Origin of the sequence: Hymenobacter koreensis, assembly GCF_039541855.1 — a bacterium.
Classification (GTDB): Bacteria; Bacteroidota; Bacteroidia; order Cytophagales; family Hymenobacteraceae; genus Solirubrum; species Solirubrum koreensis.
This window is the reverse complement of sequence record NZ_BAABHA010000015.1, coordinates 35953-48837: the sequence shown is the minus strand read 5'-3', so window position 1 is coordinate 48837 and position 12885 is coordinate 35953. Positions and strand designations below refer to the sequence as shown.

General features: G+C 57.9%; 10 protein-coding genes and 1 tRNA gene. 5 read left to right on the top strand and 6 right to left on the bottom strand.

Annotated features, from left to right (window positions below; all coding sequences use genetic code 11):
• Nucleotides 1-55: 55 nt before the first annotated feature.
• From ABD903_RS18950 to ABD903_RS18930, 5 genes are all read right to left on the bottom strand, one after another.
• Complete coding sequence (locus tag ABD903_RS18950) at nt 56-520, bottom strand: DUF6428 family protein (protein ID WP_345226877.1); 465 nt, start codon at nt 518-520, stop codon at nt 56-58.
• 40 nt (nt 521-560) lie between these two features.
• Entirely contained in the window at nt 561-911 is a 351-nt protein-coding gene (locus ABD903_RS18945) for an ArsR/SmtB family transcription factor (RefSeq protein WP_345226876.1), read from the bottom strand.
• Nucleotides 912-1203: 292 nt separating this feature from the next.
• Nucleotides 1204-1620 carry a response regulator gene (locus tag ABD903_RS18940; RefSeq protein ID WP_345226875.1) on the bottom strand — a complete coding sequence of 139 codons (417 nt, stop codon included), beginning with the start codon at nt 1618-1620 and terminating at the stop codon, nt 1204-1206.
• Nucleotides 1621-1651: 31 nt separating this feature from the next.
• Nucleotides 1652-5275 carry a PAS domain-containing sensor histidine kinase gene (locus tag ABD903_RS18935; RefSeq protein WP_345226874.1) on the bottom strand — a complete coding sequence of 1208 codons (3624 nt, stop codon included), beginning with the start codon at nt 5273-5275 and terminating at the stop codon, nt 1652-1654.
• A 504-nt stretch (nt 5276-5779) separates the two neighbouring features.
• A tRNA-Phe gene (locus ABD903_RS18930) sits at nt 5780-5852 on the bottom strand.
• A gap of 165 nt (nt 5853-6017) precedes the next feature.
• Here ABD903_RS18930 and ABD903_RS18925 point away from each other — a divergent pair.
• The 5 genes from ABD903_RS18925 (at nt 6018) to ABD903_RS18905 (ending at nt 12280) form a co-directional block, all read left to right on the top strand.
• Nucleotides 6018-7373 (top strand): 4Fe-4S dicluster domain-containing protein, encoded by a 1356-nt coding sequence (locus tag ABD903_RS18925; protein ID WP_345226873.1) that lies wholly within the window; start codon nt 6018-6020, stop codon nt 7371-7373.
• A 160-nt stretch (nt 7374-7533) separates the two neighbouring features.
• Entirely contained in the window at nt 7534-8394 is an 861-nt protein-coding gene (locus ABD903_RS18920; RefSeq protein ID WP_345228104.1) for a (Fe-S)-binding protein, read from the top strand.
• A 139-nt stretch (nt 8395-8533) separates the two neighbouring features.
• Nucleotides 8534-9025: a hypothetical protein gene (locus ABD903_RS18915; RefSeq protein ID WP_345226872.1), complete on the top strand. Its 492-nt coding sequence runs from the start codon at nt 8534-8536 to the stop codon at nt 9023-9025.
• A 125-nt stretch (nt 9026-9150) separates the two neighbouring features.
• On the top strand, nt 9151-11172 hold the full coding sequence (locus ABD903_RS18910) for an OmpA family protein (protein ID WP_345226871.1): 2022 nt from the start codon (nt 9151-9153) through the stop codon (nt 11170-11172).
• Nucleotides 11173-11377: 205 nt separating this feature from the next.
• Complete coding sequence (locus ABD903_RS18905; protein WP_345226870.1) at nt 11378-12280, top strand: proline and serine-rich protein 1 family protein; 903 nt, start codon at nt 11378-11380, stop codon at nt 12278-12280.
• Between the two features lie 74 nt (nt 12281-12354).
• Here ABD903_RS18905 and ABD903_RS18900 read toward each other — a convergent pair whose 3' ends face one another.
• Nucleotides 12355-12816, bottom strand: a complete 462-nt coding sequence (locus tag ABD903_RS18900; RefSeq protein ID WP_345226869.1) for a DUF4293 domain-containing protein — start codon at nt 12814-12816, stop codon at nt 12355-12357.
• Between the last annotated feature and the right edge of the window lie 69 nt (nt 12817-12885).

Genomic DNA, 12885 nt, shown 5'->3' with positions numbered 1-12885 from the left:
AAGGGGAGAGGAAGCAAAACGGCGCTACCCGCGAGGGCAGCGCCGTTACACGAGCTTAGCAGCATCCGCCGCCGGGGGTGCAGGCAGAGCCGGCTACTTGCAGCTGCGGCAGCGCAAAGGCCTCGGCCGGTATGCCGCAGGCGTCCTGGGCCAGGCAAGCCGTTTGCTTTGAGGTCAGCACGAAATCGGTACCGTCGAAGGTGAGACCGAACTTGCCGATGGTGGCCTGCTGGTATTCCACTTCGATGCCCAGGTCTTCGCTGCCCAGAATTTTCTCCGAAAGCTTCAGGATGTGCAGGAATTTTTGGGGCGCCAGGCGGTGGTCGTAGTCGCCGGCTTCCCACAGCTGGAAGTTGGCCACGGTTTCGCGGCGCTCCACGCCCCCGCAGTCGATGAAATGCTTGCTCACCAGCCCCACCTCCGTCACGTGGAAGTGCGCGGGCAGGTATTCGCCATTCGGCAAGCGGAAGTTAACAGCGGCGAGTCCTGCCAGGGACTGTTTCATTTCGGAAATTTTCATGGTCAGAGCGGGTTGAAATGAGTACCGGAAAAAAGTAGGGTTAGCAGGCGCAGGCATCGGCTGGCCCGCAGGCGCCGCCGGTGGTGGCCTCAATAAAGAAGGCTGTGAACTGCTGATGGACTTGCTTCAGCAGATCGGTGTTAAGACAGTAGCAGACGGTCAGGCCCTCAATTTCGCCGCGTATCAAATCCAGGGCCTTCAGTTCCTGCAGGTGCTGCGACACGGTAGTTCGCGACAGGGGTAATTCGGCGGCTATATCGCCCGAAATGCAGGTTTGCTTGGACGCCAGCAACTGGATAATGGCTATGCGCGCCGGGTGGGCAAGGGCTTTGGCCACGCGGGCCAGCTGCTGTTGCTCTTCGGTAAAGGCGGCGGTTTTGGCGTAGGTCATCAGTGGGTTATGAAGTGTGTCGCAAATATACGACATTCATTGACGTATGTTTACGTCATAGCCAAAAATTTTTCTTGCAATTCAGTGCGTAGCCCTGCGTAGCCCTTTTCAGCCAATGATGACGAGGTTGGCAAGCCTTTGTTAGTAGTTGCTCTGGGACTAAATCGTACGCCAAAGCACAGGCAGGAAGGCCCTGAAAATCAAGACAATTAGATGAAAGCTCTGTAAAAATTCAGCGCGCTGGCGGCGGGTGCTGTTATTTGCCGATGCCGTTAACCGAGTGCATACTGCTTCAGCTTGCGAGAGGATGACCGAAGTGGGTGTGCAGCAGGTTGCTGATTTTTTCCCTGGTCAGCGGCTTGTTGAGGTAACCGGCAATGGGCAGGCTTTGCATCTGCGCCATGTCGTTGGGGTTTAGGGAAGTCGTTAAGATAATGATAACGGGTAGCGGCAAGCGGACGGGCTGCTGGGCATAAGCCTGCAGGAACTGCACTCCGTTCATCACGGGCATGTTCAGATCCAGCAGGATTAGCTCTGGGCACGGGGATTCAGCGGACTGATTGCACAAGGTGTGCAGCAAGTTCAGGGCCTCTTGGCCGTTGAGGGCCACCAGCGAGTTGGAGAAGCCCAGTTGCTGAAAAAGCCGTTGGTTAAGGAAGTTGGTCGTGTCGTCATCATCAACAAGCAGGATGCGGGGAAATAACGGCATAGCGCAAAGAAGGGAGCGGAGGTAGGGGAAATCAGGCCGAAGCCCCAAGTGCGTGCGGTAGAGCTACGGAAAAGGTAGTGCCCGTTCCAAGCTGGCTGCGCACCTCAATTCGCCCACCGGCGTTTTCAACCATGCGTTTGACCATGAAAAGCCCAACGCCCGAGCCCTCTACGTGGTCGTGGAAGCGTTGGAACATGGTGAAAAGCCGAGGCAGGTGGGTTTCAGACAGGCCTAAACCGTTATCGTGCACCTCCAGCACCGTGTAGTTTCCCTCTACACGGGCTTGCACATGAATACTAGGCTCACGGGCGGGCGAGCGGTACTTCAATGCATTGCTGAGCAAATTGAAAACCACCGAACGTAGGTTCTTTTCGGCAATCAGCACGGCGGGTACTCCGCTAACATCCAGATGCAGCTGAGCACGGCTTTCCTCCAGCAGCGGGGCCAGGTCCAGGCGCACCGCCTCCACAACCCGCGCCAGATCTACCGACATGGTAACCGGAGCGTGCTCTTTTTGTAGTCGGGATACGTCGGTCAGGTGTTCGATAGTGCGTTTGAAGCGTTCCACCGCGTCGAGCATCCGTGTAAGAGTGGCTTCTACGTATCCATTCTGCGCTGCCTCGGCGGGCAACTCTTCGCGCAACAGGTATAGCAGGCCCTCAATGTTACTGATGGGCGCTTTTAAATCATGCGAGGCAGTGTAGATGAAGTTGTCCAGATCCACGTTGGTGCGCCGCAGCTGCTCATTGGCCTGTTTGAGTTCGGTAATATCAATGGCCGAGCCCACGTACCCGTACAGCTCACCACCCGGCAGGTAGCTCGGCGCACCTTGGGCCAGCAACCAGCGGTATTGCCCGTCGTGGCGCCGCATGCGGTGCTCCACTATATAAGGCTGCCTGCGCCCAATTGCCACCGACAGGGTCTGCTGCGTTAGTTCCAGTTCATCGGGGTGGAGGTATAGGCGCCAGCCCGTGGCCATGTACTCCTGCTCGGTTTGCAGTCCTACAAAGTCGAGAAAAGCGCGGTTAATGTAACGGATAGACGAGTCCGGGTTCACGGCCCACACCATGTTGGGGGCGGCGTCGGCCATGGTGCGGAAGCGGGCCTCGCTTTCCTGCAGGGCCGCTACAAAGCGCTGCTGCTCCGTAATGTCGCGGGCTACTACCAGCAGGTGAGGCTGGCCGTCGAGCTGTAGTCCAGTCGCGCTGATTTCCACGGGGTACACGTACCCGTCCTTGCGCCGGTGTATGGTTTCAAATAGCGGAATGGCTTCCTGCTGTGCTTGGGTAAATAGCTGGCCGAAAGAGTCTTCCTGGTAAATCAGATCGACGTCGGGTACGCGCAGGCCTGCCATTTCTTCGGCCGTATAGCCCCATGCCTCCAAGGCGCGCTGATTCAGGTAAGCAAAGCTGCCGTCGGCACGCGTGAGAATGAACGGGTCGCGGGCCTGGTCGGCCATGAACTTGAAGCGTTTGAGCTCCTCACTGCTGTCTTCCACGCGCTTCCAGGCTTGCACCTGCTCGGTCACTTCCAGCGCGAAATTCAGAATCCCATTCACGCGGCCTTGCTCGTCGCGTCGGGCCTGGTACACGAAGGTGAAGTAGCGGTCCTCCAATGCCCCTGGCTGTCCGTTCTCATCGACGCGAGCAATGGGAATGAGAAACGCTTGCTCCTGCTGTGTCTCTCCTGTCTCGTACACCTGCCGGAGCAGGCGTTCGACGTCCGTACCCGCTAGTTCAGGCATAACTTCCAGCAGTGGCCGACCCAGCAGCACCCGGCCAGGCAGCAGCCGCTTGTAGCTCTCGTTAACGAACTCGTAAACCAGATCGGGACCGACGAAGATGCAAAGGCCGACGGGCGCCTCCTCGAATAGCGTGTAGAACTTGCGCTGCTGCGTTTCGCGCTCCTGCCGGGCCCGCACCTGTTCGCTTACATCATAGGCAAAAATGGAAATGCCGGCTACGGTGCCGTTCTCTTTGTAGGCCTGATAGGTGAAAGTAAAGTACTTGTCCAGGGCCGGTTGACCGTCGGCTTGGTCGATGGTAAGCAGTATCTCTGTGCCGAAAAACGTTTCACCGGTCTGGTACACGTTGTTCATCCACGCTACAAACCCCTGCGCTTCGGTTTCGGGCAGGGCTTTGCGCAACGGCAAGCCCAGCAACTGCCGGCCGGGAAACAGCTGCTGATAGGCCGCGTTAACGTACTCGAACCGGTGCTCCGGACCGCGCAGCAAGGCAATACAAGCCGGCGTTTGCTCGAATATTTGGTAGAATGTTTCGCGCTCCTGCACTTGGCGCTGTGCTACGGCCAGCACTTCCGCTTGTAGAGCATCGGCCTGCTGCCGGGCCTGTACCAGTTCCGTCACTTCAAACCCAAAAACCAGTACGCCGTCGATGCGGCCCTGCTCGTCGTAGCGCGGTTGCTGTACATAGGTGAAGTAGCGGTCCTCCAGCACCCCATCAGTGGCGCGGGTCAAGGGGGTGTGCAGAGCCTGCTGCCAACTGGTTTCGCCCGTTTCGTACACCTGCCGCATGCTGTGGTACACGGCGTGGTCGGCCAGTTCCGGTAAAGCCTTCTGCAAAGGCTTGCCTAACAGTTGGCGTTCGGGGAAAAACTGCTGATAGATGGGGTTAACCAGTTCAAAGACCAACTCCGGACCGCCTACGATACAAATGGCTGCCGGGGCCTGCATGAACAGGCGCTCCAGCCGTTGGCTTTGCTCGCGTACTTGCTCGGTGCGTTCCTGCACGCGGGCTTCCAACTCTTGGTTCAACTGCTCAACCTGCCGGCGGGCTCGCACTTGCTCCGTTACTTCAGTCCCAACCGAACGGATGCCGATGACGCTGCCATCGGGCTGGAATTCGGGTTGAAAGACAAAGTTCCAGTACACTACTTCCGACCGGCCGTGGCGGTTAATGATCGTGTGCTGTTCGTGGGCCGTGTACGGGGTGCCGGTCGTGAAAACCTGGTCAAATATAGCCACAACGCTAGGGGCCGCTGCCTCGGGCAAAACCTCAAATACCGGCCGGCCTAGTACGTCAGGGAGCGAGCGGCCCCAAATAGCCAAGGTTGTGGCGTTTGCCAGTTCCACTATGTACTGCGGCCCCCGGTAAACTGCTACCGCCACGGGAGCGTGTTCTACAAAATCCCGCAGTTCGTTGCGCTGCTGCTCGGCTTCGGCGCGGGCTTGCCGCTCACGCACCTGGCTTTCACGCAGGGCTACTTCCACGGGGGTGCGGGGCTGGTCGGCGGTATCGGTGAAGCTCACCAGCAGGCCTTTGCCGGCGCGGCGGGCCGTAAGGCGGTAGTAATTGTCGTAGCCGTCGGCCTGGTAGTTGATGTTGTAGCTGCGCGGCTCCCCGGTCACATAAGCATCCACGTGGAAGGCAAACGTGCCGTGTTCCCGGCTGTGGGGCCACTGCTCGTTGTGCGTTAGGGTAGGCCGGGCCGGCATGTGCATCATGCGCTGGGCCGTGGGGTTGAGATACTCGAAGCTGAAGTCGACGATGTCGCCGGAGCCAGCGGGGTCGTAGATGGGCAGGTAGAAGATCAGCCCGGTCATCGACACGTTAAGCACCTCGCACAGCATTTCGTCAAAGGGCAGCCAGGTAGGCAAATCCGCTGGGCTGGCAGCTTGAATCGAGGAAGCAGGCATGAACGGGCGACGTGGAAGCGAGAACAGAAACGTGGGGCTGCGGCAATGACTTCGGGGAAGTACGAATTTCTCCGGTCTGCGGACAGCAACCAAACAAACAACCGCAAGCTTCCGCCCAAGGCGGTTGGCCGGAACGCCGTAGAGTTAGTGGCTAATATGTCCCGTATTTATAACAGCAACTTGGACCCCGAGCTCGGCGCGCAAGCGTTTAAAGAACCAAGGTAGATGGTTGACGGGTAAAGTATTAGGAGCAAGGGCCTAGCGGGTGAGACTAATTGCCGTGGCTAGTTATAGCAAGATGGACAAGGTAAACTGAAACCGCAAAGGCCCCAATGCCTAACCTGGGGCATACTACTGACCCACAGATGCAGCACACGCCATAACTGCAAGGGGGATATAAAATGAAATAGGGGTGGTCGGCTTTTCCTGTGCCCAGGTCCACAGAACGCGCTAGGCGAAACCTAATAAACGCAAAAAACCCTCTGGCAGACCAGAGGGTTTTAGTGGTGATGGACGGAATCGAACCGCCGACACAAGGATTTTCAGTCCTTTGCTCTACCAGCTGAGCTACATCACCGTATCCGTTCGGGTGAGCTGAACGGAGCGCAAAAATACGAACGACCCCGCAGCAAGCAAGATTTTGCCCAAAAAAATCTTTGTGCCGAAACGGATTACTTTTGTTCGCGTAGCAAAAGTATTAGGCATGCCTACTATCTTGCCACTCACGTAACCCCTCTCGTCCGTGATTCAACAAATCCTCTTTTTCCTCGTGGCGGCCGCCGGCTTCGGGCTGTTTGCCTGGCAGGTGATGAAAATCCGCGCCAACATCCTCAAAGGCAAAGACCGCGCGATGGGCGGTCCAGTCAGTGAGCGAATCAATAAAACGATTCTGGTAGCCCTAGGCCAGCAGAAAATGTTTAAGCGCATTACGCCGGCGTTGCTTCACTTAATTGTGTACGTCGGCTTTATCGTCATCAACATCGAGGTCATCGAAATTATGATTGACGGCCTCTTCGGTACGCATCGGGCGCTGAGCTTTCTGGGGCCGGTGTACGATGTGCTGATGGCCACCAACGAAATTCTGGGTGCTCTGGTGATTCTTGCGGTGGTGGCTTTTTGGTGGCGCCGCAATCGTTCCCAGCCCGTGCGCCGCTTTACCGGCGTGGAAATGCGCGCCTGGCCCAAGCTCGATGCCAACGTTATCCTGTATGTGGAGGTCATTCTGATGGCGGCCCTGTTCACCATGAACACCGCCGACTTGAAGCTGCACCAACTGGAAGGGGTAGACTTGCCGGGTTCGTTTCCCATTAGCTCGTTGTTGGTGGGCCTGTTCCCGGATAGCCCCGCGGCCTTGCACGTAATGGAGCGCGTGGGCTGGTGGTTGCACATCTTGGGTATTCTGGCCTTCCTGAATTACTTGCCCAGCAGCAAGCACTTCCACATTATCATGGCCTTCCCGAACGTGTACTACTCACGTTTGGTACCGCAGGGCCAGTTTTCGAACGTGGACAGCATTACCCACGAGGTAAAGGCCATGATGGACCCCAGCTACCAGGTGCCGCCGCCCCCCGTGGATGCCGAAGGCCAGCCATTGGTGCAGCGCTTCGGTGCCAAAGATGCCGACGACCTCTCGTGGCTGAACCTGCTAAACGCCTACTCCTGCACCGAGTGCGGCCGTTGCACCTCGGTGTGCCCGGCCAACATTACGGGCAAGCTGCTTTCGCCGCGCAAAATCATCATGGACACGCGCGACCGGATTGAGGAGCAGTACAACTCGCCACTCGTTTTTGCCCCGAACAAGTACAACGGCGACACCGGCGCGCAGCCGGAAGAGCTTACCCTCGTACGGGGCAAGGTAACGCCCGAGGAATTGTGGGCCTGCACCACCTGCAACGCTTGTGTGGAAGCCTGCCCGGTGAACATCAACCCCTTGGACAGCATCATTGAAATGCGCCGTTTCCTGGTGCTGGAAGAGTCGGCCGCGCCGAACTCCCTGAACGTGATGTTCTCTAACATCGAAAACAACGGCGCACCGTGGGCCTTCTCGCCTTCGGACCGCTTTAACTGGGCCGACGACCTGTACGTGGCCGAGAAATAGCCATCAGCTGTTGGCTGTAAGCTGTTAGCAAGCTGGAAAGCCAACCACTGCCGCCGAAAATAAATCATTCAAAAAGCTAATAGCTGACAGCTAAAAGCCAACAGCTTTCCTAATTATGGCTGAGCAAGAAATAGCCAAGCGCCAAGTTTCCGTTCCGCTCATGGCCGATTTCGCGGCCCGCAACGAGCAGCCCGAAGTCCTGTTCTGGGTGGGCTGCGCCGGCGCCTTCGACGACCGGTACAAGCGCGTAACCCGCGCCTTTGTGCGTATTCTGGAACACGTGGGCGTAAAGTACGCCGTGCTGGGCATGGAAGAAACCTGCACCGGTGACCCCGCCAAGCGCGCTGGCAACGAGTTCCTATTTCAGATGCAGGCCATGCAGAACATCACCACGTTCGACGGCTACGGCATTAAGACCATTGTAACGGCCTGCCCGCACTGTTTTAACACCATCAAGAACGAGTACCCGGCGTTGGGCGGTAACTACGAGGTAATTCACCACAGCACCTTCCTGCAGCAGCTCATTAACGACGGCCGCGTGAAAGTGCAAGGTGGCGAGTCGTACAAAGGCCGCCGCATTACCTTCCACGACTCCTGCTACCTGGGCCGCTCGAACAACATTTACGAAGCCCCACGGGAGGTACTGGCTGCCCTCGATGCCGACCTCGTGGAAATGAAGCGCAGCAAAGCCAACGGCCTGTGCTGCGGCGCCGGTGGTGCCCAAATGTGGAAAGAGCCTGAGCCCGGCAAAAAGGATATCAACGTAGAGCGCACCGAGGAGGCCCTGGCTACCCTCGACGGCAACGCCGCCGCGCTGGATGCGCTGTACGGAGTAGAAAGCGGTAACGCTGGTGCTACCCCTGCACCCAAGGCCAACAGCCAAGGCAGCATCATTGCCGTAGGCTGCCCGTTTTGCATGACCATGATGAGCGACGGCGTGAAAAACAAGGAGCGCGAAAGCAACGTGCAGGTGTTCGATCTGGCCGAGCTGGTGGCTTCCGCCGAAGGCCTGAACGCTTAACCAATACCCGCGTTTTCGCGGTAGCTTAGCGGCCCGGCCTGGTGGAACTTTCCACCGGGCCGGGCCCTTTGTTTTTTACGGGCCCGCCGTATGCCGGCCCATTGTCAACCAAGCTCTTACCGGCCGCTTTCCAACCTTTATGTACGTTCCCTTCGACCAATTGCCGCCCGAGGCGCGCATCTGGATCTATCAGGCCAACCGCGCCTTAACCGAGGACGAGATACAAACCGTGCAGCCTTTGCTCAGCCTGTTCGCCGCCGAGTGGACCAGTCATGGCCGCACCTTGCACGCTTCGGCGGCCTTTCTGCATCACCAGTTCTTAGTGCTTGGGCTTGATGAGGCCGCCGCCGGCGCCAGCGGATGTTCCATTGATGCTTCCGTACGATTTGTACAGGGGCTGGAGCAACGCCTTGGGATTCAACTTCTAGCCAAAGAAGCCTTGGCATTTTTGGGCCCTGATGGCCACGTTCAATTGTTCAACCGCCGGGACTTGCGCCAAGCCGTGGCCGAGGGTCGCTTGCGGCCTGAGACACCGTACTTTGATAACACCGTTGCCCAGCGTGGGCAGCTGGCCACCACATGGCCGGCGCCGGCCGCAACGACCTGGCTAGCTCGATATTTTACAGCTTGATATAAAAAAATTGGGGTGTAGCCAGAAAGCACGTCATTATTAGTATAATTGCTAGCCCTAGATTGGCTTTGCACCGATTTTGGCGCTTCAACTCCACACCCACCCACCCCCTTCTCTTTTCATTTATGAGGAACCTGATAGTTGCCTGCGCCGCGGCCGGCTCGGTAGCCGTGCTTAGCGGTTGCGCCGCTTCGGGCGGCCTAAGCAAGGCCGACAAACGCTTCCAACGCGGCGAGTACGAAACGGCCATTGAGCTGTACAAAGCCGATGTGGCCAAAGGCAAGGACATTGCCATGGCTAACTACCGGATTGGTGAGGCCTACCGCCTTTCTAACCGGGCCGAGCAGGCTGAATCGTACTACAAAGCGGCACTGGATGGGGGAGTGAAGAATGCCGATGCCGTTTTTAATTACGGCTTGGCGCTGAAGGCCAACGGTAAGTTTGAGGAAGCTGCCGCGCAGTTTCAGCAGTACGCCACCAGCGGCACAAACCGCACCTTAGTGGCTCGCGCCGAGCGCGAGGCGCAAAACGCCCAGGCAGCCACCCAGCTGACGGCCATGCGCACCAACAACGAGGTGATGCCGCTCGACCAGATTAACACCCCCGCGGCGGAGTTTAGCGCCACCATGAAGCCCGATACCAAAGAGCTGGTATTTGCTTCGGGTCGCGACGGAAAAAAATATGCTGGCAACGGCGAAGGCTTCAACGACCTCTACACCATTCGTTTCGACGACGTGGTGAAAATGACGGGTGGTACGGTTCAGTCGTTAGAGGCCTCGACTACGGCCCCCGCTGCTGCCGGTGCTACGCCTGGCTCGCCCACGGCAACCCCGGCCAAAGACAAAGACGCGGGCAAGCCCATCTTTAACAAAGCCAACACGCACGAAGCCTCCGCCACGTATTCGCCCGATGGCAAGACGATGATCTTCGCCCGGTCGAACGACGGCTCTAAAAAAGGCTTCCTGAGCGTAGACTTGTACGTATCGTACTTCCGGGGTGGTACCTGGACCGAGCCTGAGCTGGTGAAGGGCGTGAACAACAGCAAAGCCGACGATTTTTCGCCGGTTTTCTCGCCCGATGGCCAGACGCTGTACTTTGCCTCAAGCCGCCCCGGCGGCCAAGGCGGTAACGACTTGTACAAAGCCACGATGGGCGCCAACAACCGTTTCTCGGCTCCCGAGAACCTGGGCGACCAGATTAATACCCCCGGCAACGAGAACTTCCCCGCCGTGGCCCCCGATGGCACCATGTACTTTTCCTCCGACGGGCACCCCGGCCTGGGCAAGCTCGATTTGTTCCGGGTAGAGAAGAATGGCAAGGTGACCAACATGGGCGCCCCCATTAACAGCACCGGCGACGATTTTGCACCCTACTTCACGGGGCAGGACGTGGGCGTCTTCTCTTCAAACCGCGCAGGTGGCAAGGGTTCGGACGATTTGTACATGTTCCGCAAGAAGCCGCTGAAGCTCGTCACATTCTACGCCGAAGGCAAAGTGCAGGAGATGGACACGAAAACGGGGGCGGTGGCGCCATTGGCGGGCGAAACCGTGACCATTATGAACAGTGCTGGCCAAAAAGTGCAGGAAGTGCAGGCCGGAGCCGATGGCACGTTCAAGGTGAAGCTCGACTCGTCGGCGGCTTATTCGCTGATGGCTGACCGTCCGGGTTACTTCGCGGCACGTCAGAGCGTAAGCACCGTGGGCCGCATGCCCGCGCAGGATCAGCTGCCCAACGAGATGAACGACATTGCGCTGCCGGTAACACTGACGCTCAACAAGATCGTGGTGAACAAGGCCATTGTGGTGGAGAACATCTTCTACGACTACAACAAGTGGGACATTCGCGCTGACGCTGCTACCGAGCTGGACAAGCTGGTGCAAACGCTGGTCGACAATCCCAACATCAGCATTGAGCTTAGCTCGCACACCGACGCCCGCGGTAAGGATGCGTTCAACCAAACCCTGTCGCAGAAACGCGCGCAGTCGGCCGTCGACTACATCATCTCGAAAGGCGTAGACAAAGGCCGCATTACGGCCAAAGGCTACGGCGAAACCAAGCCGGTGGTGAAAGTAGCTAAGTCGGAAGATGAGCACCAAAAGAACCGCCGTACGGAGTTCAAGGTGACCAAAATCAACGAAGGCAACTAGCCCGTAAGCACACAGCAAAAAGGCCCCATGCTCATCAGTATGGGGCCTTTTTGCGCTTTGTTAGGTTCGCAGGCTAACGACCTCGGACAGCTGGGTAGGCCAATTGATTAGCGCGTGTTAAAGGGCATACGGATTGGCATAGAAGTTGGCTTATGGGCTGAACTGGTGGCTACTGCATAGCCGTCGGTTTAGCTCTCAACAAGCCATGAACAGATTCTTACTCTTATGCCTGGGGCTGGTGCTAATGGCCCAGGCGGCGTTGGCCATTCCCGCAGGCATGGCCGTGCGCTCGGAAAACGGCCTGCCCTTCCGGCTGCGCCTCGATGGGCAGCGCATTGGGGGGCGCTATGGCCTCACGCAGGTTCGTTTCGATCGGCTGGCGCCTGGTTACCACTGGGCCGAATTCCAGGTTCCTGCTGGCCGGGGCGTGATTAACTACCGCACCCAGGTGCGTTTGCCCGAAGGCCGCGAAAGCCGCTTTATACTGGTAACGCGTCGCGGCTACCCACCAGTGCTGCGCCGTTTCGATGAAATTCCGCTGGCCGGGTGGGCCAACTACCGAGGCGGGCCTTTCGCCGACTACGGGTACCACTGTGAGCCTACGCCCTATGGAAACGCCGGCGGCTGGCCCGTTCCAGGAGGGCGCGACGATTGGTACAACGACCGGAACGGCGGCTATGACGAAGGCGGTTACAGCCATAACGAGCCCTATAATCAACAGCCTAACGGTGGATATAACAACGGCTACCCCCATAATGGAAACTACAACAACGGCGGGTATAACGGCAGCGGCGCTTACGGCAGCAACTACCGCCACCTGCTGGAGCCGCGCGAGGTAGAAGACCTGCTGCGGGCCGTGAACAGCAAACCCTTCGATAGCAGCAAGCTTGCCATAGCTAAGCAGGCACTTGATCAAAGTGACATCCGGTCCGAGGACTTGCGCCGCCTGCTCGAGGGGCTGGACTTCGAAAATTCCCGCCTCGATCTGGCTAAGTTTGCCTTTAACCGCGTGGCCGATCGGCAAAATTTTCACCGCGTGTACGACGCTTTTGACTTCGAATCGAGCGTGCGCGAAATGCAGCGCTACATCGATGGCAACCGCAGCTAAAAACTGTTAGGACAGCAAAAGGCCCCTGCCGGTAATTTCGGCAGGGGCCTTTTGCTGTCCGTGTTTGCCGGTGTTTAGCGCAGGCGGTCCATGGAACGCACCAATTTCTCATCGGAGCGGATAAAACGGTTGGCCAGCAGGTTCAGCAGCAGCGCCAGTGTGGGCAGGTAGAAACCGGCTTCGAAGTCACCGGGAATCTTCACGTTCAGCATTTGTTCGCCTACTGAAGAGTAATAAAAGCTGGCGCCGAGCGTGGCTGAAATCAGGAGCAAGTTGAGGGCGCCTAATTTCAATTGGTTGAACCGGTTGCGGAATTGGAAGATTTCGAACAGCGCCACAGCGGCCGATGCCAAGGCCAGTGCCCCAATTGCGTATGTGGCCATACTCGTCACGCCCGTGCCCGTGAGTTGCCAAGCCGTCATGGTAAGGGTTTGGCCGCTGGTGGGGTCGGTTTTAGACCAGATGGGCAGGAACGCTACGCTGATCATGGCCAAGGCCAGCAGCAGGAGAAACACGCTTTGGATTCTTTGTATCATCTTTGTTGTTAAGAGCTGAGTCGGTCGTTTCGGGCCGGCAAAAATAGCCAAAAGACTCCGGTAACCCGC